20 protein-coding genes are annotated in these 26,319 nt (G+C 70.4%); 8 read left to right on the forward strand and 12 right to left on the reverse strand.

All coding sequences use genetic code 11. The features are described from left to right. The 6 genes from gnd to tkt are packed head-to-tail and all read right to left on the reverse strand — an operon-like array spanning position 1 to position 8,332. Positions 1-876, reverse strand: a complete 876-nt coding sequence (gene gnd / locus OG407_RS41130) for a phosphogluconate dehydrogenase (NAD(+)-dependent, decarboxylating) (RefSeq protein WP_405865327.1) — start codon at positions 874-876, stop codon at positions 1-3. Between the two features lies 1 nt (position 877). Further along, positions 878-2,545: a glucose-6-phosphate isomerase gene (gene pgi / locus OG407_RS41135; protein WP_405865329.1), complete on the reverse strand. Its 1,668-nt coding sequence runs from the start codon at positions 2,543-2,545 to the stop codon at positions 878-880. Continuing rightward, entirely contained in the window at positions 2,538-3,473 is a 936-nt protein-coding gene (gene opcA / locus OG407_RS41140) for a glucose-6-phosphate dehydrogenase assembly protein OpcA (RefSeq protein WP_365298233.1), read from the reverse strand. Before opcA ends, pgi begins: the two co-directional genes overlap by 8 nt. Continuing rightward, on the reverse strand, positions 3,470-5,095 hold the full coding sequence (gene zwf / locus OG407_RS41145) for a glucose-6-phosphate dehydrogenase (RefSeq protein ID WP_405865331.1): 1,626 nt from the start codon (positions 5,093-5,095) through the stop codon (positions 3,470-3,472). Before zwf ends, opcA begins: the two co-directional genes overlap by 4 nt. Then, the gene (gene tal / locus OG407_RS41150) at positions 5,092-6,237 is read right to left on the reverse strand and encodes a transaldolase (RefSeq protein ID WP_405865333.1); all 1,146 of its coding nucleotides are present in this window, start codon (positions 6,235-6,237) and stop codon (positions 5,092-5,094) included. The genes zwf and tal overlap by 4 nt, the downstream gene beginning before the upstream one ends. A gap of 19 nt (positions 6,238-6,256) precedes the next feature. Then, entirely contained in the window at positions 6,257-8,332 is a 2,076-nt protein-coding gene (gene tkt / locus OG407_RS41155; protein WP_405865335.1) for a transketolase, read from the reverse strand. 146 nt (positions 8,333-8,478) lie between these two features. On the opposite strand from tkt, the gene OG407_RS41160 reads away from it, so the two are divergent. Continuing rightward, on the forward strand, positions 8,479-9,378 hold the full coding sequence (locus OG407_RS41160) for a helix-turn-helix domain-containing protein (protein WP_405865337.1): 900 nt from the start codon (positions 8,479-8,481) through the stop codon (positions 9,376-9,378). An 84-nt stretch (positions 9,379-9,462) separates the two neighbouring features. Here the strand turns inward: OG407_RS41160 and OG407_RS41165 are convergent, their stop codons facing one another. Both OG407_RS41165 and OG407_RS41170 read right to left on the reverse strand, forming a co-directional pair. Further along, positions 9,463-10,866 carry a glycoside hydrolase family 16 protein gene (locus OG407_RS41165; RefSeq protein WP_329348629.1) on the reverse strand — a complete coding sequence of 468 codons (1,404 nt, stop codon included), beginning with the start codon at positions 10,864-10,866 and terminating at the stop codon, positions 9,463-9,465. A 971-nt stretch (positions 10,867-11,837) separates the two neighbouring features. Then, positions 11,838-13,082 (reverse strand): Ig-like domain-containing protein, encoded by a 1,245-nt coding sequence (locus tag OG407_RS41170; protein ID WP_405865340.1) that lies wholly within the window; start codon positions 13,080-13,082, stop codon positions 11,838-11,840. Between the two features lie 341 nt (positions 13,083-13,423). On the opposite strand from OG407_RS41170, the gene OG407_RS41175 reads away from it, so the two are divergent. Beyond that, a complete protein-coding gene (locus tag OG407_RS41175; protein WP_405865342.1) occupies positions 13,424-16,159 on the forward strand; it encodes an FAD/NAD(P)-binding protein in 2,736 nt (911 codons plus the stop codon). Between the two features lie 71 nt (positions 16,160-16,230). Here OG407_RS41175 and OG407_RS41180 read toward each other — a convergent pair whose 3' ends face one another. Both OG407_RS41180 and OG407_RS41185 read right to left on the reverse strand, forming a co-directional pair. Further along, entirely contained in the window at positions 16,231-17,625 is a 1,395-nt protein-coding gene (locus OG407_RS41180) for an ATP-binding protein (RefSeq protein ID WP_405865344.1), read from the reverse strand. Between the two features lie 259 nt (positions 17,626-17,884). Then, positions 17,885-18,580, reverse strand: a complete 696-nt coding sequence (locus OG407_RS41185; RefSeq protein ID WP_405865346.1) for a response regulator transcription factor — start codon at positions 18,578-18,580, stop codon at positions 17,885-17,887. Between the two features lie 307 nt (positions 18,581-18,887). On the opposite strand from OG407_RS41185, the gene OG407_RS41190 reads away from it, so the two are divergent. Then, on the forward strand, positions 18,888-20,567 hold the full coding sequence (locus OG407_RS41190; protein WP_405865348.1) for a ferric reductase-like transmembrane domain-containing protein: 1,680 nt from the start codon (positions 18,888-18,890) through the stop codon (positions 20,565-20,567). 47 nt (positions 20,568-20,614) lie between these two features. Continuing rightward, positions 20,615-20,842: a hypothetical protein gene (locus OG407_RS41195; RefSeq protein WP_405865350.1), complete on the forward strand. Its 228-nt coding sequence runs from the start codon at positions 20,615-20,617 to the stop codon at positions 20,840-20,842. A gap of 5 nt (positions 20,843-20,847) precedes the next feature. Here the strand turns inward: OG407_RS41195 and OG407_RS41200 are convergent, their stop codons facing one another. Further along, complete coding sequence (locus tag OG407_RS41200) at positions 20,848-21,747, reverse strand: IclR family transcriptional regulator (protein ID WP_405865352.1); 900 nt, start codon at positions 21,745-21,747, stop codon at positions 20,848-20,850. A gap of 20 nt (positions 21,748-21,767) precedes the next feature. Continuing rightward, complete coding sequence (locus OG407_RS41205; protein WP_365298256.1) at positions 21,768-22,193, reverse strand: MarR family transcriptional regulator; 426 nt, start codon at positions 22,191-22,193, stop codon at positions 21,768-21,770. A 246-nt stretch (positions 22,194-22,439) separates the two neighbouring features. Here OG407_RS41205 and OG407_RS41210 point away from each other — a divergent pair, with 246 nt between their 5' ends. The 4 genes from OG407_RS41210 to OG407_RS41225 are packed head-to-tail and all read left to right on the forward strand — an operon-like array spanning position 22,440 to position 26,314. Further along, positions 22,440-23,357: an SDR family NAD(P)-dependent oxidoreductase gene (locus OG407_RS41210; RefSeq protein ID WP_405865354.1), complete on the forward strand. Its 918-nt coding sequence runs from the start codon at positions 22,440-22,442 to the stop codon at positions 23,355-23,357. A gap of 32 nt (positions 23,358-23,389) precedes the next feature. Then, positions 23,390-24,259, forward strand: coding sequence for an amidohydrolase family protein (locus OG407_RS41215; protein WP_366493912.1), 870 nt, complete (start codon positions 23,390-23,392; stop codon positions 24,257-24,259). 10 nt (positions 24,260-24,269) lie between these two features. Continuing rightward, entirely contained in the window at positions 24,270-25,835 is a 1,566-nt protein-coding gene (locus OG407_RS41220; protein WP_405865356.1) for an acyl-CoA synthetase, read from the forward strand. A gap of 23 nt (positions 25,836-25,858) precedes the next feature. Then, positions 25,859-26,314: a MaoC family dehydratase gene (locus OG407_RS41225; RefSeq protein ID WP_403586017.1), complete on the forward strand. Its 456-nt coding sequence runs from the start codon at positions 25,859-25,861 to the stop codon at positions 26,312-26,314. Positions 26,315-26,319: the final 5 nt, after the last annotated feature.

Below are 26,319 nucleotides of genomic sequence, written 5' to 3' on the forward strand. Positions count from 1 at the left end.
CTACTTGGACTCGACGGCGTGACCGCCGAACTGGTTGCGCAGGGCGGCGATCATCTTCATCTGCGGGGAGTCGTCCTGGCGCGAGGCGAACCGCGCGAAGAGGGAGGCCGTGATCGCGGGCAGCGGCACCGCGTTGTCGATGGCCGCCTCGACGGTCCACCGGCCTTCGCCGGAGTCCTCCGCGAAGCCCCGCAGCTTGTCCAAGTGCTCATCGCCGTCAAGGGCGTTGACCGCCAGGTCCAGCAGCCACGAGCGGATGACGGTGCCCTCCTGCCAGGAGCGGAACACCTCCCGCACGTCGGTGACGGAGTGGACCTTCTCCAACAGCTCCCAGCCTTCGGCGTACGCCTGCATCATGGCGTACTCGATGCCGTTGTGAACCATCTTGGAGAAGTGCCCGGCGCCGACCTTGCCGGCGTGCACGAAGCCGAACTCGCCCTCGGGCTTGAGGGCGTCGAAGATCGGCTGCACCTTGGCGATGTTCTCGACGTCCCCGCCGACCATCAGCGCGTAGCCGTTCTTCAGGCCCCAGACGCCGCCGGAGACACCCGCGTCGACGAAGCCGATACCCTTGGCGCCCAGCTCCTCGGCGTGCTTCTCGTCGTCCGTCCAGCGGGAGTTGCCGCCGTCCACGATGACGTCGCCGGGCTGGAGCAACTCGCCCAGCTCGTCGACGACCGACTGGGTCGGGGCGCCGGCCGGGACCATCACCCATACCGTGCGCGGGGCTTCGAGCTTGTCGACCAGTTCGGCGAGACTCTCGACGTCGGTCACTTCGGGGTTGCGGTCGTAGCCGATGACGGTGTGGCCCGCGAGGCGGATGCGCTCGCGCATGTTGCCGCCCATCTTGCCGAGGCCGATCAGTCCGAGCTGCATGTCAGTTCACTTCCTGAGAATCCTGGGAATTACGGAGCGTCCGGTAGGTGGCCACGAGAGCGGCGGTGGAGGAGTCGAGGCCGGGCACGTCGGCGCCTTCGGTGAGGGCGGGTTCGACGCGCTTGGCGAGGACCTTGCCCAGCTCGACGCCCCACTGGTCGAAGGAGTCGATGTTCCAGACCGCGCCCTGGACGAACACCTTGTGCTCGTAGAGGGCGATGAGCTGCCCGAGGACGGACGGGGTCAGTTCGCGGGCCAGGATCGTGGTCGTGGGGTGGTTGCCCTTGAACGTCTTGTGCGGCACCAGTTCCTCGGGCACACCCTCCGCGCGCACCTCGTCCGGTGTCTTGCCGAAGGCCAACGCCTGTGTCTGGGCGAAGAAGTTGGCCATCAGCAGGTCGTGCTGCTTCTTGAGCCCGTCGCTCAGCTCGGCGACCGGGTTGACGAAGCCGATGAAGTCCGCCGGGATCAACTTCGTGCCCTGGTGGATGAGTTGGTAGTAGGCGTGCTGGCCATTGGTCCCGGGCGTGCCCCAGACCACCGGCCCGGTCTGCCATTCCACCGGATTCCCGTCCCGGTCCACCGACTTGCCGTTGGACTCCATGTCCAGCTGCTGCAAGTAGGCGGTGAACTTGGAGAGATAGTGCGAGTACGGCAGCACCGCGTGCGACTGGGCGTCGAAGAGGTTGCCGTACCAGACGCCCAACAGGCCGAGCAGCAAAGGTGCGTTGGATTCTGCGGGTGCGGTGCGGAAGTGCTCGTCGACGAGGTGGAAGCCGTCGAGCATCTCGCGGAAGCGGTCCGGGCCGATGGCGATCATCAGGGAGAGACCGATGGCCGAGTCGTACGAGTAGCGTCCGCCGACCCAGTCCCAGAACTCGAACATGTTGTCCGTGTCGATGCCGAAGTCCGACACCTTCCCGGCGTTCGTCGACAGCGCCACGAAGTGCTTCGCGACCGCCTTGTCGTCACCGCCGAGCCCCTCAAGGAGCCACGTCCGGGCGGACGTCGCGTTGGTGATCGTCTCGATCGTGGTGAAGGTCTTGGACGCGACGATGAACAGCGTCTCGGCCGGGTCGAGGTCGTGGGTCGCCTCGTGCAGGTCGGCGCCGTCCACGTTCGACACGAAGCGGACCGTCAACGAGCGGTCGGCGAACGCGCGGAGCGCCTCGTACGCCATCGCGGGACCGAGGTCGGAGCCGCCGATGCCGATGTTGACGACGTTGCGGATACGACGGCCCGTGTGACCGGTCCACTCGCCGGAGCGGACGCGGTTCGCGAAGCCGGCCATCTTGTCGAGCACGGCGTGGACCTGGGGCACGACGTTCTCGCCGTCGACCTCGATCACCGCGTCGCGCGGGGCACGCAGCGCGGTGTGCAGGACCGCGCGGTCCTCGGTGACGTTGATCTTCTCGCCGCGGAACATGGCGTCGCGGAGGCCGAACACGCCGGTGGCGGTGGCCAGTTCCTGGAGCAGGGCGAGGGTCTCGTCCGTGATCAGATGCTTGGAGTAGTCGATGCGCAGATCGCCGACGGTGACCACGTACCGCTCCGCGCGCCCCGGGTCCGCCGCGAACAACTCACGCAACTGCGGCTGCAGTTGATCCGCGCGGTGGTCCTCCAGCGCGGCCCACTCCGGTCGCCGGGTGAGCTTGGGGGAGTCAGACATGAGAAGGGGTCTCCTTGGTGCCCTCGGCCCGCAGGGCGATGGCGTACATCTCGTCGGCGTCGAGGCGCCGCAGCTCCTCGGCGATCAGTTCGGAGGTCGTGCGGACCTTCAGCGCGAGGGTGCGGGACGGCTGCCCGGGCAGGGTCAGGGTGGCCAGCGGGCCCTCGGGACGGTCGATGACGACCTCGCCGGCGCCGGTGCCCAGGCGGACGGCCGTGATGACCGGTCCGGCGGTGACCACGCGGTCGATCTTCACCTTGAGGCGGGCCTCCAGCCAGCGGGCCAGCAGCTCGGCGGCCGGGTTGTCGGCCTCGCTCTCCACCGCACCCGAGGTGATCTTGGACTTGGCCTGGTCGAGGGCCGCCGCCAGCATCGAGCGCCACGGCGTCAGCCGGGTCCAGGCGAGGTCGGTGTCGCCGGGCGCGTAGGCACGGGCGCGGGCGTCCAGCGCCTCCAGCGGGTTGGCCGCCGCGTACAGGTCGGTGATCCGGCGCTGCGCGAGGGCGCCCAGCGGGTCCTTCGCCGGGATCTCGGGGGCGTCCCCGGGCCACCAGACGACGACCGGCGCGTCCGGCAGCAGCAGCGGCAGCACCACGGAGTCGGCGTGGTCGGACACCTCGCCATAGGTCCGCAGGACGACCGTCTCGCCGGTGCCGGCGTCGGCGCCCACCCGGACCTCGGCGTCGAGGTGCGAGTTGGTACGGTCCCGCGGGGTGCGGGCGTGCCGCTTGATGACGACCAGGGTGCGCGAGGGGTGCTCGTGCGAGGCCTCCTCGGCCGCCTTGATCGAGTCGTAGGCGTTCTCCTCGTCCGTGACGATGACCATCGTCAGGACCATGCCCACGGCAGGGGTGCCGATGTCGCGGCGACCCTGCACCAGCGCCTTGTTGATCTTGCTTGCCGTGGTGTCGCTCAGGTCGATCTTCATGGCCTGCGCCAGCTCCGTCCGTCTCGTGCGAGCATCTCGTCCGCCTCCTCGGGACCCCAGCTGCCCGAGGAGTACTGCGCGGGCTTGCCGTTCTGTGCCCAGTACTCCTCGATCGGGTCGAGGATCTTCCAGGACTCTTCCACTTCCTGGTGGCGCGGGAACAGGTTGGCGTCACCGAGCAGCACATCCAGGATGAGCCGCTCGTACGCCTCCGGGCTCGACTCCGTGAACGACTCGCCGTAGGCGAAGTCCATGGACACGTCCCGGATCTCCATCGAGGTGCCCGGCACCTTGGAGCCGAACCGCACCGTCATGCCCTCGTCGGGCTGCACGCGGATGACGATCGCGTTCTGGCCCAGCTCCTCGGTGGCGGAGGAGTCGAAGGGGGAGTGCGGGGCCCGCTTGAAGACGACCGCGATCTCCGTCACGCGCCGCCCGAGCCGCTTGCCGGTGCGCAGGTAGAAGGGGATGCCCGCCCAACGGCGGTTGTCCACCTCCAACTTGACGGCCGCGTAGGTGTCGGTCTTCGACTGCGGGTCGATGCCGTCCTCCTGGAGGTAGCCGACGACCTTCTCGCCGCCCTGCCAGCCCTCCGCGTACTGCCCGAACACCGTGTGCTCGCCCAACTCCTGGGGCAGCCGTACCGACTTGAGCACCTTGAGCTTCTCGGTGAGCAGCGCCTCCTCGTCGAAGGCGATCGGCTCCTCCATGGCGGTCAGAGCCATCAGCTGCAGGAGGTGGTTCTGGATGACGTCACGGGCCGAACCGATGCCGTCGTAGTAGCCGGCGCGCCCACCGATGCCGATGTCCTCGGCCATCGTGATCTGGATGTGGTCGACGTAGGACCGGTTCCAGATGGGCTCGTACATCTGGTTGGCGAAGCGCAGCGCCAGGATGTTCTGGACGGTCTCCTTGCCGAGGTAGTGGTCGATCCGGAACACCTGGTCCGGGTCGAACACCTCGTGCACGATCTTGTTCAGCTCACGCGCGCTCTTCAGGTCGCGGCCGAACGGCTTCTCGATGACCGCGCGCCGCCAGGAACCCTCGGCGGCCGTCGCGAGCCCGTGCTTCTTCAGCTGCTGGACGACCTTCGGGAAGAACTTCGGCGGTACGGAGAGGTAGAACGCGTAGTTGCCACTCGTACCGCGCGAGGTGTCCAACTCGTCGACGGCGGCGCGCAGTTGCTTGAACGCCGTGTCGTCGTCGAAGTCGCCCGGGATGAACCGCATGCCCTCGGCGAGCTGTTGCCAGACCTCCTCGCGGAACTCGGTCCGGGAGTGCTCGCGCACCGAGTCGTGCACGACCTGCGCGAAGTCCTGGTCCTCCCAGTCCCGCCGGGCGAACCCGACGAGCGAGAAGCCCGGCGGCAGCATGCCGCGGTTGGCCAGGTCGTAGACGGCCGGCATCAGCTTCTTGCGGGACAGGTCACCGGTGACCCCGAAGATGACCAGCCCGGACGGGCCCGCGATCCGGGGGAGCCGGCGATCGCGGGGGTCACGCAGCGGGTTGTCCCAGCCGGCGGCCAGCGCGTCCGTGAGTTCTTCGACGGTCAGTGCCTGCACGCCTGCGTCGGCCGCCTCGGCCGCTTCGGCCGGTTTCGTTGCGGGAAGTTCCTCGGTCATTCCCCGTCGACCCCCTTGCTGCTCAGCGACTTCGCGACGGCGTCCAGCAGGTCCTGCCAGGCCACCTCGAACTTGGCGACGCCCTCGTCCTCCAACTGCTTGACGACCACGTCGTACGAGATCCCCAGCCGCTCTACGGCGTCCAGGTCGGCGCGGGCCTGCGCGTAGCCGCCGGTCACCGTGTCGCCGTGGATGTCGCCGTGGTCGGCGGTGGCGTTCAGCGTCGCCTCGGGCATGGTGTTGACCGTGCCGGGCGCGACCAGCTCGTCGACGTAAAGGGTGTCCTTGTACGACGGGTCCTTCACGCCGGTCGAGGCCCACAGGGGGCGCTGCTTGTTGGCCTTCGCGCCCGTGAGAACGGTCCAACGGGCCGAGGAGAAGACGTCCTCGTACGCCTCGTAGGCGAGCCGCGCGTTGGCGAGCGCCGCCTTGCCCTTCAGGGCGAGGGCCTCGTCCGTGCCGATCGCGGTCAGGCGCTTGTCGATCTCGGAGTCGACGCGGGAGACGAAGAAGGACGCCACGGAGTGGATGGTCGCCAGGTCGATGCCCGCGGCCTTCGCCTTCTCCAGGCCGGCCAGGTAGGCGTCCATGACCTCGCGGTAGCGCTCCAGGGAGAAGATCAGCGTGACGTTGACGCTGATGCCCTCGCCGATGACCTCGGTGATGGCCGGGAGACCGGCCTTCGTCGCCGGGATCTTGATCATCACGTTGGAACGGTCCACCAGCCAGGCCAGCTGCTTGGCCTCGGCGATGGTCGCCTCGGTGTTGTGGGCGAGCCGAGGGTCGACCTCGATGGAGACCCGGCCGTCCTGCCCGCCGGTCGCCTCGTACACCGGGCGCAGGATGTCGGCGGCGGCGCGGACGTCGGCGGTGGTCATCATCCGCACGGCCTCTTCGACCGTCACCTTGCGCACGGCGAGGTCGGCGAGCTGCTCCTCGTAACCCTCGCCGGAGCCGATGGCGGCCTGGAAGATGGAGGGGTTGGTGGTGACACCGACGACGTTCCTGGTGTCGACGAGTTCGGCGAGGTTGCCGGACTCGATCCGCTTGCGCGACAGGTCGTCCAGCCAGATGGAGACGCCCTCGTCGGACAGGAGCTTGAGAGCTCCCGCGGTGGCGGTCACTTCGGTCACTGTGATCATCTTCTTTCTGGCGATCGGATCAACCGCGCGCGGCGGCAAGGGATTCCTTGGCCGCTGCGGCGACGTTCTCGGCGGTGAAACCGAACTCGGCGAACAGGATCTTGGCATCGGCGGAGGCGCCGAAGTGTTCGAGGGAGACGATGCGTCCTGCGTCACCCACGAACCGGTACCACGTGAGACCGATCCCGGCCTCGACCGCAACGCGGGCCTTCACGGACGGCGGAAGGACACTGTCGCGGTACGCGCGCGGCTGCTCCTCGAACCACTCCACGGACGGCATCGACACCACCCGGGTGCCCACACCCTCGGCCTCCAGCCGCTCCCGCGCCTCGACGGCGAGGTGGACCTCGGAACCGGTCGCGATCAGCACGACGTCCGGGGTCTCGGTGGAGGAGTCCTTGAGGACGTAACCGCCGCGCGCCGCATCGGAGTTGGGCTCATAGGTCGGCACACCCTGACGGGTCAGCGCGAGGCCGTGCGGGGCGGGGTGGGTGGCGTGCCGCTTGAGGATCTCGGCCCAGGCGATCGCGGTCTCGTTGGCGTCGGCCGGGCGCACGATGTTCAGGCCCGGGATGGCGCGCAGCGAGGCGAGGTGCTCGACCGGCTGGTGGGTGGGGCCGTCCTCGCCGAGACCGATGGAGTCGTGGGTCCAGACGTACGTCACCGGGAGCTGCATCAGCGCGGAGAGGCGGACGGCGTTGCGCATGTAGTCGGAGAACACCAGGAAGGTGCCGCCGTAGACACGCGTGTTGCCGTGCAGCGCGATGCCGTTCATCTCGGCCGCCATCGAGTGCTCGCGAATACCGAAGTGGATCGTACGGCCGTACGGGTCGGCCTCCGGCAGCGGGTTGCCCTTCGGGAGGAAGGACGAGGTCTTGTCGATGGTGGTGTTGTTCGAGCCGGCCAGGTCGGCGGAGCCGCCCCACAGCTCGGGCAGGACCGGTCCAAGCGCCTGGAGGACCTTGCCGGAGGCGGCGCGGGTGGCGACGGAGGAGCCCGCCTCGAAGACCGGCAGCGACTGCTCCCAGCCCTCGGGGAGCTGGCCCGCGACGATTCGGTCGAAGAGCTTCGCGCGCTCGGGCTGGGCACCGCGCCACTTGTCGAGCTGCTTGTCCCAGGCGGAGTGCGCCTCGGCGCCCCGGTCCAGGGCCTGACGGCTGTGGGCGACGACCTCGTCGGCGACCTCGAAGGACTTCTCGGGGTCGAAGCCGAGGACGCGCTTGGTGGCGGCGATCTCGTCGGCACCGAGCGCGGAGCCGTGGGCGGCCTCGGTGTTCTGGGCGTTTGGAGCGGGCCAAGCGATGATCGTGCGCATCGCGATGATCGAGGGGCGCCCGGTCTCGGCCTGCGCCGTCCTCAGCGCCGTGTACAGCGCGTGGGGGTCGATGTCGCCGTCGGCGGCGGGCTCGATGCGCTGGGTGTGCCAGCCGTAGGCCTCGTACCGCTTCAGGACGTCCTCGGAGAAGGCGGTCGCGGTGTCGCCCTCGATGGAGATGTGGTTGTCGTCGTAGACGAAGACGAGGTTGCCGAGCCGCTGGTGCCCGGCGAGCGAGGAGGCCTCGGCGGAGATGCCCTCCTCCAGGTCGCCGTCGGAGACGATCGCCCAGACGGTGTGGTCGAAGGGCGACTCGCCCTCGGGAGCCTCGGGGTCGAACAGGCCGCGCTCGTAGCGGGCGGCCATCGCCATGCCCACCGCGTTGGCGACACCCTGTCCGAGCGGTCCTGTCGTGGTCTCCACACCGGCCGTGTGCCCGTACTCGGGGTGACCAGGCGTCTTCGACCCGTGCGTCCGGAACGCCTTCAGGTCGTCCAGCTCCAGCTCGTACCCGGCGAGGTACAACTGCGTGTACAGCGTCAGCGAGGTGTGGCCGGGGGAGAGGACGAAGCGGTCACGACCGGTCCACTCGGGATCCGCGGGGTCGTGACGCATCACCTTCTGAAAGATCGTGTACGCGGCGGGAGCCAGGGCCATCGCGGTGCCCGGGTGGCCGTTGCCGACCTTCTGTACCGCGTCAGCGGCCAGAACACGGGCTGTATCGACAGCGCGACGATCGAGATCGATCCACTCGAAGCTGTCAGGGGTGTGCGCGTTCATCTTCAAGAAGTCCTCGGAAAGAGCGGAAGAACTGCTCGGACGTCTTCAAATCTAAAAGTCTGACTTTTACGAGGGAAGGTGCCGGTGTGCCAGCCTGTGGTGAAAGTGGGACACCGGCAGCAACGCTGAGACGGCACGAGAAGGACATGACGGACAGAACTATCCAAGACGTCGGCGGTGACGGCGACGTGATCAGAACGTTTCCCTTCCCTGTCGATCTGAGTGTCTGCGGCGTCGGCATGCAGGTCGGCCCGATGGGCACCGGCCACACCTGGCACGCCGACGCGCCCCTGCACCGCGTCCACCGCATCGACTTCCATGTGGTGATGCTCTTCTCCGGCGGCCCGGTCCGCCACATGATCGACTTCGCCGAGTACGAGGTGGGCGCCGGCGACGTCCTGTGGATCCGCCCCGGCCAGGTCCACCGCTTCGCGCGATTCGACGAGTACCACGGCACCGTCCTGACCATGCAGCCCGGCTTCCTCCCGCGCGCCACGGTCGAGGCGACGGGCCTCTACCGCTACGACCTCCCCCCGGTCCTGCACCCCGACGAGCCCCGCCTCGCCGCCCTGCGCGCCTCCCTGGCCCAGCTCCAACGCGAGTACGAGGACACCGAGACCCTCCCGCTCACCTTGCACACCTCGGTCCTACGGCACTCCCTGACGGCGTTCCTGCTGCGCCTCGCGCACCTGGCGGCGAGCTCGGCGGAGGACGCCGCCCGCCAGGCCGACACGACGTTCACCCTCTTCCGGAACGCCGTGGAAAAGGGCTTCGCCACCAACCACAGCGTCAGCGCCTACGCCGACGCCCTCGGCTACTCCCGCCGCACCCTCGTCCGCGCGGTCCGCGCCGCGACCGGCGAGACCCCCAAGGGCTTCATCGACAAGCGTGTCGTCCTGGAGGCGAAGCGGCTGTTGGCCCACACGGACCTGCCGATCGGTCGCGTGGGCGCGGCAGTTGGGTTCCCGGACGCGGCGAACTTCTCCAAGTTCTTCCAGCAGCACACGGATGTGACGCCGGCGGGGTTTCGGGCGGAGTTGCGGTGAGGGCGGGGGACGCGCTGAACGGGTACATGCCGAAGGGGGCCCACGCGCACGCGTGAAGCCCCCTTTCCCCGTGGGGAGTTGGGATCAGTGGCCGAAGTCGAACCAGTTGACGTTCACGAAGTCCGCCGGCTGGCCGCTGGTGAAGGTGAGGTAGACGTCGTGGGTGCCGGTGACCGAGCTGATGTTGGCCGGTACCGTCTTCCATGACTGCCAGCCCCCGGTGTTGGCCAGCGCGAAGCTGCCGATCGGGGTCGCGGTGGGGCTGTCGAGGCGGACCTGGACCAGGCCGCTGACTCCGCTCGCGGCGCCGCTCGCGACCCGGGCGTAGAACTGGGTGGCCGCCGTGGAGCCGAAGTTGACGCCCTTGTAGAGGGCCCAGTCGCCGTTGGCGATCGTGCCGATGTCCTGGCCGCCGCCGGTGTCCGTGGTGGTCTCGGCGACGGTGCCGGACTGGCTGTCGTAGGACTCGGCCTGGATGGCGCTGTAGGCGTCACGGTTGCCGGTCGGCGGGGTCGTGGTACCGCTCCCGCTGCCCGTGGACGAGAGGACCTGGACGTAGTCCACCGTCATCGGGTGGTTCGGGTCGGTGGCGCTGGTGGGGCCGCCGCCGAACGCGTCCGGGAAGCCGCCGCCCATCGCCACGTTCAGGATGATGAAGAAGCCGTGGTTCGTCGCGTTGGCCCAGGTCGTCGCGTCGACCTGACTGGAGTTCACCGTCTCGAAGTTGACGCCGTCGAGGTAGTAGCGGATCTGCTCGGGACTTGTGGACCGGTCCCACTCCATCGCGTACGTGTGGAAGCCCGCCTGGCAGGTCGTACCCGTGCACGCCGTCGAACCGCCGATGCCGGTCGTCTCGTTGCACGGACCGCCCGGGCTGGTGCCGCAATGGACCGTGGACCAGTCCGTGTTGAGACCCTGGACGTTCTCCATGATGTCCAACTCGCCCACGCTGGGCCAGTTCTGGTAATTGCCCCGGTACGGCGCGCCCAGCATCCAGAACGCGGGCCAGTAGCCGAGCGCCGACGAGCCGGTGACGTTGGGGAGTTGGATACGGGCCTCGACGCGGAGCTTCCCGCCGGCCGGTGGCTGGAAGTCCGTGCGGTTGGTCTCGATCCGGCCCGAGGTCCAGTTGCCGGAGGCGTCCCGGCGCGGGGTGATCAGCAGGTTGCCGTTGCCGTCGAGCGCCACGTTGTTGGTGGAGGAGGTCATCGTCTCGACCTCGCCGGTGCCCCAGTTGGCGGCCCCGCCCGGGTACGAAGTCCCGGTGTCGTACTGCCAGTTGGTGGTGGAGACACCGGTGCCCGCGGAGCCGTTGAAGTCGTCCAGGAAGACCTGCGTCCAGCCCGACGGGGGCGTGGGCGCGGATGCGTTCGCGGGCAGGGTGAAGGCCGTGGCGGTGGCGGCCGCCAGGCCGAGGGTGCTGAGGACGGCGATCAGGACACGCCTGAGGGGACGGGGTCTGCGCTGCGTGCCGGAGGGTTCACTCATCGGTGCCTCTCGGATACGGAGTGGGGAGCGGGTGCCGTGCCTGCCTGAGAGCGCTCTCACGCAGTGGGGTGCGCGGTCAATGTGCTCTCAGCCACTCCGGGCGTCAAGAGGTGAAGCCGGGAAAGTCCTTTCGGTGGGCGGGGGTTCAGGTGATGAATGCGGTGAAAGAGGGGGTTTCCGAGGGGTGGCGCCGGTGGGGGGCGGGTGTGCGTGGGTGGCGGAGGGTGCGGTCGGGATCGGACGGGGCTGCGGGGGTCGGTGCGTGCTGCCGGGATCGGTGCGTGCCGCCCGGATGCGTGCCGCCGGGACCAGAGGGCGCCGCCGGGATCCGAGCGTGCCGGGCCGGGGGGCTGGAGGCGCTGCGGGACCGGAGGCGCCGTGGGGGCAGGAGCGTGCCGCCGGGAGCGGCCGGTGCCGCGCGGACCAGAGGGTGCCGGGACTGGAGGGTGCCGGGACTGGAGGGCGTCGGGACTGGAGGGCGTCGCCGGGATTGCGAGGCGCTGTCGGGATCGGGGCGCGCTGCTCGGAGTAGTCGGGGTCGGAGGGTGCCGCCGGGTCTGGACCGTTCCAGGGGGTAGAGCGCGTCGGGTCCTGACTGCGCCAGGGGCCAGGGGTGGCCTGGGCCAGAGCGCGCCGGGGCTGGAGGGTGTCGCGGGTCTGGACCGTTCCAGGGGCCAGAGCGCGTCGCGTCCGGACCGTGCCAGGGGTCAGCGGTGGCCCGGGCCGGAGCGCGTCGGGGCTGGACCGTTCCAGGAGGCAGAGAGTGCCGGGGCTGGACCGTCCAGGAGGCAGTGCGCGCCGGGGCTGGAGGGTGTCGCGGGTCTGGACCGTTCCAGGGGCCAGAGCGCGTCGCGTCCGGACTGCGCCAGGGGTCAGCGGTGGCCCGGGCCGGAGCGCGCCGGAGCTGGACCGTTCCAGGAGGCAGGGGGCGCCGGGCTGGACCGATCCAGGAAGGCAGCGCGCGCCGGGATCTAGGCCGCGCTCCCCGCCTTCCACTCCGCCCAGGACAGGTTCCAGCCGTTGAGGCCGTTGTCCGCCGCCACGGTCTTCTCGCCGGAGTTCTTCACGATGACGACGTCGCCGAGCATCGAGCTGTCGTAGAACTTGTAGCCCGGCACCGACGTGTCGTTGGCGCCCTTCGCGTCGTGCAGGCCGACGCAGCCGTGGCTGGTGTTCTCGTTGCCGAAGACCGAGGTGGACGCCCAGTAGTTGCCGTGCACGAACGTGCCGGAGGTGGTGAGGCGCTGGGCGTGCGGGACGTCGGAGATGTCGTACTCGTCGCCGAGCCCGACCGTCGAGGACTCCATGCGGGTCTGCTTGAACCGCTCGCTGATCACCATGATCCCGGACCAGGTGGTGTGCTGGGCGTTGCCGCCGCTGACCGGATAGGTCGCGAGGGTCTTGCCGTCCCGCTTGACGGTCATCTCCTTGCTGGACAGGTCCACCGTGCTGATCTGTTCGCGCCCGATGTCGAAGGTGACGTCCTTGGACTGGACGCCGTAGACGCCGTCCTGGCCCTCGATGTCCTTCAGGCGCAGGCTGAGGGTGATCTTCGTGCCGGCCGCCCAGTACGTCTCGGGCCGGAAGTCGAGCCGGGTGTCGCTGAACCAGTGGCCGACCACCTCGACGGCGGGCTCGGCGGTGACCGTGATCGCCTTCTGGACAGTGGACCGGTCCTTGACCGCGTGGGTGAAGTTGATCGACACGGGCATGCCGACGCCGGAGGTGGAGTTCGCCTCTGGGGTGAAGTAGCCGACGAAGGTCTCGCCGGGCGACTTCGTGGTGAAGGTCACCGTCTTCGCGGCGGCGCCCTGCGCCTGCGCCGCGACCGTGTACTTCGTGCCCGAGTACGGGTTCTTCGCGGACGTCCACTTCGTCTTGGCGTCGTTGAACGTCCCGGCCAGCGTGGAGCCGTCGTTGCCGGTCACCTTCACCGCGGCGAGCGTGCCGTCCGTCACGCTGACCGTGACCGGGGTGGTGAAGTCGGCCTTCTTGGTGCCGTCCGCGGGCAGGACCGTGACGGTCGGTACCTTCGCGGCCTTCACCGACGCGGTCGCCGACGAACCACCGGACGACGAGCTCTCCGCGGCGCCCGCCGAGCCGCTGCAACCGGTCAGGACGGCGGCCGGCACCACCCCGAGCACGGTGAGGACCCCACGACGGGACCACCTCTCCGACTGCTTCTCGGACCGGTTGGATATGTGCGACACGCCCACAGCACGCCTTCCTCCGCATGTCGCGCACGCCCACTGGCCGTACGCGACGAGATCACCAGTGCCGTTGCATCCTGCGTCACTTGCATGGGTTGAATCTTTGAATCCCAGGGGCTCCACCTGAGATTCCTGTGAAGAGAGCCTGAAAGAAGGCCTGAAACCACGGTTGCCGGACGCTTCCCGAGTGTGAACAGAGTATGAAGGCGCCGACCGGTGCCCTGAGTATCCGGTGAGATCCCCGTCCCGCCATGGCGTCCCCACCCACCCGGTCGGAAGAGTGAGGAAGGACCTGAAGGCGGAGTTCCGTTTCGGCGGCTCCGCGGCAGACCACGCCGGAGGTATTCGTGACCGAAGTCCGCAAGCGGCCCACCGTGGCGATCGTCGGAGCGGGCGCGGCAGGCACCCTGACCGCCGTCCAGCTCTGCGAGACCGCCACCCGCCGCCGGACCCCCCTCGACCTGGTGCTGGTCGACCCGGCCCCGGAAGCCGGCCGCGGCACCGCCTACGCCACACCCGATCCACGCCACCGGCTCAACGTCCCGGCGGGCGGCATGAGTTGCTACCCCGACGACCCCGGCCACTTCACCCGCTGGCTGTGCCGCCACGGCGAACCCACCGTCAGCGCCGCCGACTTCGCCACCCGCTACCGCTTCGGCGCCTACCTCGCCGACACCCTCGCCCAGGCCGTCGTCCGCTCCCACGGCACGGTCTCCGTACGCCGACTGCGCACCCGCGCGGAGAGCTGTACCGGCGCCCTCGAAGGTCCGGCAGGTCCGGCAGGTCGTGCAGGTCGTGCAGGCCAGGCAGGCCCGGCAGGCCAGGCCGATCCGGCGGGCCCGGTGGAACTCCACCTCGCCGACGGCGGACTCCTCACCGCCGACAGTGCGGTCCTGGCCACAGGCCCAGCCGCTCCTACGGCCGCCTGGGCACCGCCCGCGCTGCGCACCTCGCCCCGCTTCGTCAACTCGCCCTGGAAACCTGGTGCGTTGGACGCCGTGCGCGAGGACACCGCCGACATCCTCCTCGTCGGCATGGGTCTCACCGCCGTGGACCTGGCCCTCACCCTCGACCACCCCGAGCGCACGGTCCACGCCGTCTCGCGCAACGGACTCCTGCCCCAGCCCCACGCGTTGGGACCGGCCGGCGCGATGGAGGCGCCGAGCTGGCCCCGCGACCTGACACTGAACGCACTGCGCCGAACCGTCTACCGGCACGTCAGCCGCTCGGTCCGCACCCACGGCGACTGGCGCCCCGCCCTGGACAGCCTGCGCCCGCACACCGCGCGACTCTGGCACAGTCTCACCCCCGAAGAACGCGGGGAGTTCCTCGCGGGTGAGGGCGCCCTCTGGAACACCCACCGCCACCGCATGGCCCCCACCACCGCCGAGTCGGTCACCCGGGCCCGCACCGCCCGCCGCCTCCAGGTCCACGCGGGCACGATCACCGATGTGACCGAGTCCGGTGGGCAGTTGGCTGTCGCGCTCTCCAACGGCCGTACGTTGCGCGTGGGTTGGGTGATCGACTGCACGGGACCCGGGCAACGGCTCGAAGACCCGTTGTGGCGCGGCCTGTTCGAGACCGGTACGGCGGTGCCCGGACCGCTCGGCATGGGAGTCGCCACGCGCGACGGACGCCTCCTCGACGCCCAAGGCCGTTCCGTACGACCGCTGTTCACGCTCGGCGCCCCCAGGCGTGGTGAGTTGTGGGAGACCACCGCGATCCCCGAGATCCGCGTCCAGGCGGCCACCCTGGCCCAGCAGTTGCTGGCGCCACCGACCCGCCGCGCCGCCCGCCGCAGGCCGGTCGACGGACTCGGACTCCCGCTGTCGACCCACGCCGAGGCCGCCTCCGCCTACCGCAACGGACTCGACCGGGTCCTCAAGGTCCGCGCCGGAGCCGAGGACGCCTTCGCCCGCGCGGTCGCCCTGGACCCCGGATTCGCCCTGGGTCACGCGGCGTTGGCCCTGCTCGGCCACGAGTGCGGAGCCGCCGTCGACGTACCCCGGGCGCTCGCGGACGCCCAGCGCTGCGCACGCGAACGGGCCGACGAACGCGAGCGCTCCTTCGTCGAGGTGATCACGCGCCGGGTCCAATCCGCCGACGGGGACCGGGCGTTGATACGTCACCTCGACACCCACCCCGCCGACGCGCTCGCCCTGGCCGCCGCCGTCCCCACCATCGCCTTCTCCGGCGTCACCGACCTGGACGACGACTACGCGCTGCGCCTGGTCGAGCGGACGTCCCCCGCCTACGACGGGCACTGGTTCCACACCTCGTTGCTCGCGTTCCTGCGCCAGGAGCAGGGCCGGCTGCACGAGGCGGGTGAACTCGCCCACCGCGCCTTGGGAGTCGAACCCGCGTCCGGTCACGCCGTGCACGCGCTGGCCCACGTCCATTACGAGTCCGGCGCCCACGAGGCGGGCCGGGACTGGCTGGACCGCTGGGTCTCCGGGCAGGGCCGGGGCGCCGTCCACCGGGCCCACTTCTCCTGGCACATCGCCCTCCACGAACTGGCGTTGGACGACCCCGCCGCCGTACGCAGGCGCTGGTTCGCGCAGTTGGCGCCCGGGCGGGTGACCGGGGTACGCGCGCTCGTCGACTCGGGGTCACTGCTGTGGCGGGCCCGGCTCAGCGGCAACTGGCAGGGCGAGCTGCCCACTTCGGATGTTCTGGACACCGTGGCCTGCGAGGTGCTGGAGCGACCGGCGACCGCGTTCACCGCCCTGCACGTGGCGGTGGCTCTGACGGCGGCCGGAGACCTCCCGGCCCTCCGCCGGCTGCGCGACCACGCGGCGGGCGCCGACCCGGTGCAGCGCGAGGTCATCGCCCCGCTCTGCGACGCCTTCGCCGCCCTCGTCGAACACCGCTTCCACGAAGCCGCCCACGGCCTCGACGCGTTGCTGCCGGTCCTGCGCAAGGTGGGCGGCAGCGCGGCCCAACGCGAGGTCGTGGAGGAGACGTTGCTGTACGCGCTGGTGTCGGCGGGACGGTGCGACGCGGCACGCCGGCTGCTGGACGCACGGCTGGACCGGAAGGCGGCGCCCCGGGATCGGCGGATGTTGGCGGGGTTGCCCGGGTGAAACGGGCTGGGACGAGGGGGAGTTGGACGCGTGTCCTGTCGTAGGCCCGCGTCTGTTCGGAATGCCGTTGGTCAGTCGGGCGTGGGCTGTTCGCGGGGCTCGTCGTCGGGTGTCGAGGGGAGGTCGAGGGTGGCCTCCAGGCCTCCGGTGGGGGTGGTGCCGAGGTGGAGGGTGCCGCGGTGGAGGTGGGCTTGTTGGTCGACGAGGGCGAGGCCGAGGCCGGAACCGGGGGAGCGGGTGCGGGTGCCGCGGGTGAACCGGGCCTTCATGGCCTGCCGTTGGGCGGCGGGGATGCCGGGGCCGTCGTCGCCGACGGTGATCCGGACCGTGCCCGCGTCCTCGGTGAGCCGGATGTCCACCGTGCCGTCGGGGCGGCCGTGGAGGGCCGCGTTGTCGAGGAGGTTGTCGACGGCAAGGCGTAGGCCGACGGGCCAACCGTCCACGGTCGCGGGGGAGTTGGCCGTCAGCCGGTAGGTGGTCGTGGGGTGGCGGTGCGCCGCGTGGGCGACTGCCTCGTCGAGGAGTTCGCTCAGGACGACCGGGGTGCGTTCGGGCAGGGCGTGGGCGTCGCCGCGGGCCAGGGTCTGAAGTCCCGTGAGGAGCGCGGTGATACGGCGGTGCTCCGCGCTCATCGCCTCCAGGGCCCGGGCCCGTTGGGGTGCGGGGAGATCGGGGTTGCGCTGGAGGGTCTCCAGGGTGACCCCGAGACTGGTGAGCGGGGTGCGGAGTTCGTGGCCCGCGTCGGCGGTGAAACGGCGGGTGGAGTCCATGCTGACGCGCAACTGGTCCAGCATGCTGTTCAGCGCGTGGGAGAGGTCCGCGACCTCCTGCGGGCCTGTGACGGCGGGGAGTTGGGGCCCGGCCGTGTCCGCGCTGATCGCGAGGGCGCCGGTCCGCAGCCGTTCCAGCGGCTGGAGGATGATCCGGGTGAGCAGCCAGACGCCGCCGGCGGTGGCGAGGGCGGCGAGGAGCGTGACGGCGGCGACGATCACGGTGTTGTCCGCGAGCCGCCGTTCGATCGGGTCGATGTCCTGGAGCACTTCGAGCCGCTCGCCGGTGGTGCTCAGCGACCGGGTCAGTGAACGCCAGGTCTGCCCGTCGGTGTCGATCGTGCGGTACCCGTCGCGGGTCGGCACCGGGAGCGGAGCGCTCGGCGTCTCACCGTGCTGCGCGATCACCTTCCCGCCGGAGACGAGCCGCACCAGGCTCTGACTACCGGCGAGCAGCCCGCCGTAGTCGTCGCTGTCCTCCCCGTCACCGCTCGGATGGTCGCCCTGGTCGCGGAGTTTGTCGGCGTCCTGGTCCCCCTTCTCGACGCGCGCGGCGAGTTGACGGTCGACGTCGGTACGGTCGCGATGGTCGATCCGCGCAACGATGACCAGCCCGGCGAGCCCGACCACGACGGTCACCAGCAGCACGACAGCGGCGGTGATCCGGGAGCGGAGGCTGCGCGGGAGCCAGGTCATGGGGCGGTCCGTGGGGTGACGGCGGGTGAGGTGCGGGGGCGCGGGCCGGGCGGCAGCCATGTTGGGGCCGGTCGGGCGGGATCGGTCGTGGCCGTGATCCGGGCGCGCAGACCCCGTGGCAGCCACCTCACGAACCGGTGCGCAGGACCGACCGCGGCGGTGATCCCGGCACGCAGGCACCGCAGCAGCGACCTCACGGGCCGGTACGCGGGACCGACAGCGGGGATGATCGGGGCACGCAGACCCCGCCGTAGCCCCCTCACGGACCGGTGCGCAGGACGAAGCCGATCCCGCGGACGGTTCGAAGCACCCGGGGGCCGCCGTCGGCCTCCAGTTTCTTGCGGAGGTAGCCGATGAAAACGTCCACCACGTTGGTGTCCACGTCCCAGGTGTAGCCCCAGACCTGCTCCAACAGCTGGGCGCGGGAAAGGACTTGGCCGGGGCGGTGGGCGAGGGCGAGCAGGAGGTCGAACTCGCGGGTGGTCAGCCGGAGTTCGCGTCCGGCCCGGGAGGCCACGCGGCGCGCGGGCTCGATCGCGACGTCGCCGACGACCAGGGACCGCTCGGTCGTCGACTCGTGCAGCCGCACCATCGCGTGCAGCCGGGCGGACAACTCCCCGACGGAGAACGGTTTTACGACGTAGTCGTCCGCGCCCGCCGCGAGCCCCGCGACCCGGTCGTCGACCTCGTCGCGGGCGGAGAGCATGCACACGGGAAGGGTTCGGCCCTGGGCGCGCAGCGCGCGGACGACCTCGACCCCGGACAGGCCCGGCATCGTCACGTCCAGGACGATCACCGACGGCGGGCGGCCGGCTACCTCGTCGAGTGCCGTCTCGCCGTCCTCGGCCAGCCGGACCGTGAAGCCCTCAAGTCCGAGCCCCAGGTCCAGGGCCGCGCGCACGCCGGGGTCGTCGTCGACCACCAGCACCTCCGGCCTACGGCCCACCGCCGCCATGCAGCACCTCGACTTCCTCACCGGCACCCGCGGAAACGGGCACTGCCGCCTGCCTCAAGGATCAGGTACCTCAAAGAATCAGGTGCCTCAAGAATCAGCTGCCTCCAGGATCGGCGGTGAACGACAAGGAAGTCTAAGAACCACGCGGGCCGGTCCTCCCGCCGAGCTGGTATCGACACAGGTCAGCGGCGAGCATGCTCCTCCCGGCCGCCGGGTTTCTTAGAGCGGCCACAAAGAGCGAAGCAAGGGTGAGGACACGCCCTGCCCAAGGGGCATCCCTTGACCTCGCGACGAAGGAAGCCCGCCGATGACCCTGTCCACCGAGCTGCCCCGCGGGCAACGCACCCCGCCCGCCCCACCCCGCCGGGCGCGATTCACGCTCGCCGACCCGCTCGGCGCGCTGGCGATCCTGTCCGTGGTCGCGGTCGTAGCCCTGTGGGTCATGAACCAGGGCGGCCCACTCAGCCTCACCGCCTCCGACCGGGCGACAGGCTCCCTCGGCCTGCTCGCCGGCCTGCTGGCCTCCGACCTGATGATCCTCCAGGTCGTCCTCCTCGCCCGGATCCCCTGGGTGGAACGGTCCTGGGGCCACGACCTGCTCACCCGCCGGCACCGTCTGATCGGCTTCGCCTCGTTCTGGCTGATGACGGCCCACGTCACCCTGTTCGCCGTGGAACGGTCCAATCGCGAACCCACGGCGATACCGGACGCACTCCTGCGCCTGTTCATCACCGACTCATGGATGCTGTTCGCCACCGCCGGGACCGCCCTGCTGATCATGGTCGTGGTGACCTCGATCCGCGCGGCCCGCCGCCGACTCCGCTACGAGTCCTGGCACCTGCTGCACCTCTACTCCTACGCCGGCATCGCGGCCACCTTCCCGCACACCTTCACCGACGGCGCCGACTTCCACGAGACCTGGACCCGCGTCTACTGGTGGTGCCTGTACGGCTTCGCGTTCGCCGCCACCCTCCTCTACCGCGTCGCCCTGCCGGCCTGGCGTTCCCTCTACCACCGCCTGCGGGTCGAGTCCGTGGTCACGGAGGCACCCGGCACGGTGTCGATCACGTTCAAGGGGCACCGCCTGGACCGGATGCGGACGGCCTCCGGCCAGTTCTTCGTCTGGCGCTTCCTCGACGGCCCCGGCTGGTCCCGCGGCAACCCGTACACCCTCTCCGCCGCCCCCACCCCCGACCGGTTGCGCATCACCATCAAGTCCGCGGGCGACGGCAGCGAACGCGCGGCCCGCCTCACCCCCGGCACCCGCGCCCTGATCGAGGGCCCCTACGGCACCCTCACCGCCCGCCACCGCACCCGGCCCGGCATGCTCTTCATGGCCGCCGGAATCGGCATCACCCCCATGCGCGCCCTGCTCGAAGACGCCCCCTATGCCCCCGGCGAGGCCACCCTCATCTATCGCTACGGCGAGGACGAGCACGCCGTGTTCGCCGACGAACTCCGCACCATCGCCACCCACCGGGGCGTCGAACTGATCCTCCTCCCGGGCCCGCGCCGCGCCGACACGTCCTGGCAGGCAGCGGATTCCGCCCACCGCGAGGGCACGTCCTCGCCGGTCGCGGGTCCGGCCCACCTCACGGATGCCTCCTGGCAAGCCGCCGGTCCCGCGCACCGCGCCGACACCGCCCGGCAGACCGCGGGCCCGGCCCACCTCACCGATGCCTCCTGGCAGGCCACGGGTTCCGCGCACCACGCCGCCACTTCCCGGCAGGCCGCAGGTTCCGTACACAGCGCCGCCACTTCCCGGCAGAGCGCAGGTCCCGTCCCCCTCGCCAACGCTCCCGGGCAGACCACCGGCCGCGCCCACCTCGACGACGACATCCAGGTCCTCAAGAGCCTCGTCCCCGACATCGCCCACCGGGACGTCTACGTCTGCGGCCCGCCCACCTGGATCACCGCCGTCCGCAAGGCCGCACGCGGCGCCGGCGCCCACCGCGACAGCATCCACACCGAAGAGTTCGCCTGGTAGCGGCGCCGCACCAGCAGCGCCCCACCCCGTCAACTACAGGAGCACACATGCGACGCATCACCCTCTGGTTCACCGCCACCCTCGCCGTGGCCGCACTCCTCTTCGCCTTCCAGCTCAACGCCTCCGGCGCGACCGGCAAGTCCGGAGACGGCGGCGACCACATGCCGCCCGCTTCAACCTCCACCTCGACCTCCACCCCCAACGCCTCGGCCAGGCCCGGGGACGACACCGCCGGCTACGGCGACCACGTCGGAAAGCCGGGCGAGAACAAGTAGGTGCCTCACACCTCCGGCCGCCACCCCAACGCCCGGGATATCCCCCGCGCCGCAAGCCGCACCGCCGGGATCAACGCCGGTACCTGCGCGTCCACTTGAGGCACGACCACCGACACCGCCGCGACCACCGCACCGCCCGGCCCGTGCACCGGAGCCGCCACCGACAGGGCGTCGTCCGTGATCTGACGGGTACTCACCGCGACGCCGGTGCGCCGGACTTCGGCCAGTACCCGGCGCAGTCGTACCGGATCGGTGATCGTGTACGGCGTGAAGGACGCCAACGGACCTGCGCAGTAGGCCTCTTGGAGGTCCGGGTCGCCGTGGGCCAGCAGGGTGAGGCCCACGCCCGTGGCGTGGAGGGGCCAGCGGGCGCCGACCCGGATGTGTACGCCGACCGCCGAACGGCCCGAGATCCACTCGGTGTAGACGACCTCCGTACCGTCCCGCACCGCCAACTGCACGTTCTCGTGCGTCGATTCGTACAGGTCCTCCAGGTACGGGAGGGCGAGTTGGCGCAGCGCGAGGCCGCGCGGTGCGAGCGCCGCGATCTCCCACAGCCGTAGGCCTACGTGGTACGTCCCCGACGTGTCCCGCTCCAGCGCTCCCCACTCGGTGAGGGCGCCCGCGAGGCGGTGGGCGGTGGTCAGGGTGAGGCCGGCGCGGCGGCTGATGTCGGACAGGGACAGGGCCGTGTGCGCGTGGTCGAAGGCGGCGAGCACGGCGAGCAGCCGGTCGGGCGCGGACCGGGTGACGGGCGCCGCGGAACCGGGGATCTTCGAGGACCGCGTGATGGGCGCGGGCCCAGTGGTCGTCGCCGACTGTGCCGTGGTCGCGGACTCGGTGTTCGTCGCCGAGCGCGTGGCCGTATCGGATCCGGTGCTCGTCGCGGACCGGGTGGTCGTCATGGCCGGGCCTCCGTCCGGTGTCAGGTCAGTCCGTCCTCGGCGACCCGTTGCAGCAGGGTGTGCAGGGTCTCCCGCTCGGTCGCGTCGAGCGGGTCCAGCAGTTCGTTCGTGACGCGCAGGCCCGCCTCGTCCGTGTCGCGCAGGAAGCCGCGGCCGTCCGCCGTCAGGACCACGATGCGGCTGCGCCGGTCGTCGGGGGAAGGGCGGCGCTCGGCGAACCCGAGCTTTTCCAGGTCGTCGACCAGGCCGACGATCGCGCTCGGGTCGTAGCCGAGCCGGGTGCTCAGTTCGCGCTGGAGGGCGCCCTCGGACGTGGCCAGGAAGCGGAGCAGCGCGTAGTGGCGCAGGCGCAGGCCCGACTCCTGGAGGAACGTGTTGAAGAGCTGGCCGGAACGCAGGCCCAGCCGGTACATGAGGTAGCCCGTGTCCGCGTGCAGCCCGCGCATCCACGGTTCGTGCGCGTCGATCGGAGGGGTCGCGGCGTGCGGCTGACGTGCGATGGCGGGCTCCCTGGGTCGAGGCCCCGGGCGGGGCGTGCGGTGGTTCGGAGCCAGTGTGACGCACATGGTCCATCGGCAACAACTATTGACGTCAACAATTATTGCTCTTAGCTTCGATCTCGTAGCCGCACCCCGGTGCGTTCAGACCCCGGCGCGGCTCGCAGCCGTATCGCCGTGTGAAGGGATCCGCTCGTGCCCAGCATCGATCTGACCGGCAAGGTCGCCGTCGTCACCGGCAGTGGCCGGGGCCTCGGCCTCGCCTACGCGCACGCTCTGGCCGCCCACGGCGCGTCCGTGGTCGTCAACGACATCGACGAGGCGGTGGCCGACCAGGCCGTCAAATCGATCACCGAGGCGGGCGGCACGGCCGTCGCCGAGGTGGTCCCGGTCGGTACGACGGAGGCGGCCGAGCGGCTGGTGAACCGTGCCGTCGAGGAGTTCGGGCGGATCGACATCCTGGTCACCAACGCGGGCATCCTGCGCGACAAGGTGCTGTGGAAGATGACCGACGAGGACTTCGACGCGGTGATCACCACCCACCTGAAGGGCACCTTCACCTGCGCCCGCGCCGCCGCCGTACGGATGCGCGAGCAGGGCGAGGGCGGCAGCCTGATCCTGGTCGGCTCGCCGGCCGGCCAGCGCGGCAACTTCGGCCAGACCAACTACTCGGCCGCCAAGGCCGGCATCGCCGCCTTCGCCCGCACCTGGTCGATGGAACTCGGCCGCGCGGGCATCACCGTCAACGCGATCGTGCCGGTCGCCGCGACCGCCATGACCGAGACGATCCCCGCGTTCGCCCCGTACATCGAGGCCATGAAGAACGGCGACCCGCTGCCCGACTTCCTCCGCAAGGGCGAGGGCTTCGGCACCCCCGAGGACTGCGCCGCGCTGGTGCCGTTCCTCGCCTCCGAGGCCGCGCGCGGCATCACCGGCCAGGCCATCGGCATCGGCGGCGACAAGGTGGCACTCTGGTCCCACCCGCAGGAGATCAGCGTGGCCTACGCCGACGGCGGCTGGACCCCTGACACCCTGGCCGACGCCTTCCCCACCTCGGTCGGCGCCGAACTCCAGTCCGTCGGCATCCCCGCACCGAAGCTGCCGGAGGCGTGATGACATCCCCCACGAACGTCGGCGAACGCGCCATGGACATCGGCGAACTCGTCGCGATCGACGTCCACACCCACGCGGAGGTGTCCTCCAAGGGCCACTCCTCCCTGGACGACGACCTGCACGACGCCTCCTCCGCCTACTTCAAGGTCGAGGGCAAGCGGAAGCCGACCCTGGAGGAGACCGCCGCGTACTACCGCGAGCGGAAGATGGCCGCGGTGATCTTCACGGTCGACGCCGAGTCCGCGACCGGCACCGAGCCCGTCCCGAACGAGGAGGTCGCCGAGGCCGCCGCCGCCAACGCCGACGTGCTCATCCCCTTTGCGTCCATCGACCCGTTCCGGGGCCGGGCGGGCGTGAAGCAGGCCCGCCGCCTGGTCGAGGAGTACGGGGTCAAGGGCTTCAAGTTCCACCCCAACATCCAGGGCTTCTTCCCCAACGACCGGTCGGTGGCCTACGACCTCTACGAGGTCATCGAGGAGACGGGCACCATCGCTCTCTTCCACACCGGCCAGACAGGCATCGGCGCGGGAGTGCCGGGGGGCGGCGGCATCCGCCTGAAGTACTCCAACCCCCTGCACGTGGACGACGTCGCCGCCGACTTCCCGCACCTCAAGATCATCCTGGCGCACCCGTCCTTCCCCTGGCAGGACGAGGCCCTCGCCGTCGCCACGCACAAGCCGGGCGTGCACATCGACCTGTCCGGCTGGTCCCCGAAGTACTTCCCGCCGCAACTGGTGCAGTACGCCAACACCCTGCTGAAGGACAAGGTCCTCTTCGGCTCCGACTACCCCGTCCTCACCCCGGACCGCTGGCTCGCCGACTTCGAGAAGCTGCCGATCAAGGACGAGGTCAAGCCGAAGATCCTCAAGGAGAACGCCGCCCGCCTGCTCGGCCTGACGTAAGGGACGCCGGATGCGCAACGAGGGACTGGGGTCATGGCCCGCACGCCGGGCCCGCAAGACCCCGCACCGCACGGCTCTGGTCTACGGCGGATCGTCTACGGTCGGCGGCGGATCGTCGGCAGATCACGGTGGTTCGTCGACGGACGCCGGTGGATCGTCGACGGACTACGGCACATTGCATACACGAACCACCCGCCTCGCCCACGCCCTGCGCGCCCGAGGCGTCCGCCGCGGCGACCGCATCGCCTACCTCGGCCCCAACCACCCCTCCTACCTGGAGACCCTGTTCGCGGCCGGCATCCTCGGCGCGGTCTTCGTCCCCCTCAACACCCGCCTGGTCGGCCCGGAGATCGCCCACCAACTCACCGACTCCGGCGCCAAGATCCTCGTCTACGGCCCGACGCACGCCGGCCTCGTCGCCGGACTGCCGGGCAGCACCGACGTACGCACGTACCTCGAAGTCGGCCCGGAATACGAGGAGTTGCTCGCCGCGGCCTCCGACGAGCCGATCGACGAGCCCGTCACGGCCGACGACACCTGCATCATCATGTACACCTCGGGCACGACCGGCCGCCCCAAGGGCGCCATGCTCACCCACGGCAACCTGGCCTGGAACGCGATCAACGTCCTCGTCGACACCGACCTGATCGCCGACGAACGCGCCCTGGTCTCCGCCCCGTTGTTCCACACGGCCGGCCTCAACATGCTCACCCTGCCGGTGCTGCTCAAGGGCGGCACCTGCGTCCTGGTCGAGGCCTTCGACCCGGCGGCCACCTTCGACCTGATCGAACAGCACCGGATCACCTTCATGTTCGGGGTCCCGACGATGTTCGACCAGCTGGCCCGGCACCCCCGCTGGGCCGACGCCGACCTCTCCTCGCTGCGCATCCTCACCTGCGGCGGCTCCCCGGTCGCCTCCCCGCTGATCGCCGCCTACCAGGAACGCGGACTGACCTTCCTCCAGGGCTACGGCATGACGGAGGCCGCGCCCGGAACCCTGTTCCTGGACGCCGAACACGCGGTCAGCAAGGCGGGTTCGGCGGGCGTGCCGCACTTCTTCAGCGACGTACGGGTCGCACGGCCCGACCTCACCCCCGCCGACATCGGCGAGACCGGCGAGGTCGTGGTGCGCGGGCCCCATGTCATGCCCGGTTATTGGGGGTTGCCGGAGGAGACGGCCGCGGTCTTCGCCGACGGCTGGTTCCGCAGCGGGGACGCGGCACGGACCGACGAGGACGGGTACGTGTACATCGTCGACCGCATGAAGGACATGATCATCTCCGGCGGGGAGAACATCTACCCCGCCGAGATCGAGGACCTCCTCCTCGCCCACCCCGACATCGTGGAGTGCGCGGTCATCGGGGTCGCGGACGACAAGTGGGGCGAGGTGCCGCGCGCGGTCGTCGTGCCGCGCGAGGGTGCTTCGCCGGACCCGGACGAGGTGCTCGCGTCGCTGGCCGGCCGGCTCGCCAAGTACAAGATCCCCAAGTCGATGGTGGTCGCGGACGAACTCCCGCGCACCGCCTCCGGCAAGCTCCTCAAGTCCCGGGTGCGCAAGCGCTTCGGCGACCAGTAACTCCCTTAAGGAACAGGCTACTTATGACCATCACCGTGAACGGCCTCGACGAACTCAAGAAGCTCGCGGGCAGCGACCTCGGCACCAGCGAGTGGATCGAGGTCACCCAGGAACGCGTCAACACCTTCGCCGACGCGACCGGCGACCACCAGTGGATCCACGTCGACCCGGAGAAGGCGGCGGCGGGCCCCTTCGGCGCGCCCATCGCGCACGGCTATCTGACCCTCTCCCTCTTCATCCCGCTCTTCACCGAGCTGCTGGACGTCGAGGGCGTGTCGACGAAGGTCAACTACGGCCTGAACAAGGTGCGTTTCCCCGCACCGGTCAAGGTGGGGTCGCGGATACGGCTCGTCGCGAAGCTGGCCTCGGTGGAGGACGTGCCGGGCGGAGTGCAGGTCGCGGTCGACGGAGCGATCGAGATCGACGGCGGGCCGAAGCCCGCCGCCGTCCTGCAGAGTCTCTCGCGGTTCTACGCCTGACCGGC

Origin of the sequence: Streptomyces sp. NBC_01515, from assembly GCF_045040345.1 — a bacterium.
Classification (GTDB): domain Bacteria; phylum Actinomycetota; class Actinomycetes; order Streptomycetales; family Streptomycetaceae; genus Streptomyces.